This window comes from Thermococcus sp. EP1 (genome assembly GCF_001317345.1).
Taxonomy (GTDB): domain Archaea; phylum Methanobacteriota_B; class Thermococci; order Thermococcales; family Thermococcaceae; genus Thermococcus_A.
Window position 1 is genome coordinate 1 of sequence record NZ_JXCG01000039.1, and the last position, 455, is coordinate 455.

Here is a 455-nt window from a genome sequence, read left to right on the forward strand (position 1 = left end):
GAGTATAGCGGCGGTTATAGGGGCCTCTTGGACGGGATTTAAGAGTATGACTGCTACTTCTGGTCCTGGGTTCAGTTTAATGCAAGAAAATCTTGGCTATGCTGTATTCACTGAAACTCCTTTGGTTTTAGTGGATGTCCAAAGAAGTGGCCCATCAACAGGCCAAGCCACTAAGGGGGCCCAGGGGGACTTTTTCCAAGCAAGATGGGGAACTCATGGTGATCATCCAATAATTGCGATTTCCCCAACAAGTGTGGAGGACAGTTTCTGGGAAACAATAAGAGCATTTAACTTGAGTGAGAAGTTTAGAATCCCTGTTGTTCTCCTTGCAGATGGAATAATTGGCCATACGAGAGAGCAAATAAGAATTCCAGATCCAGAGGAGGTAGAAATAGTTTATAGAAAGCTTCCAGCTAATGAGGAAGAGTCTAAGTATCCTTTTGGAGATATTCACG

The 455-nt window shown here is 44.0% G+C and carries 1 pseudogene; it reads left to right on the forward strand.

Going from position 1 to position 455, the window contains the following annotated elements:
* A pseudogene (locus EP1X_RS09955) lies at nt 1-455 on the forward strand (2-oxoacid:acceptor oxidoreductase subunit alpha); the annotation flags it as partial.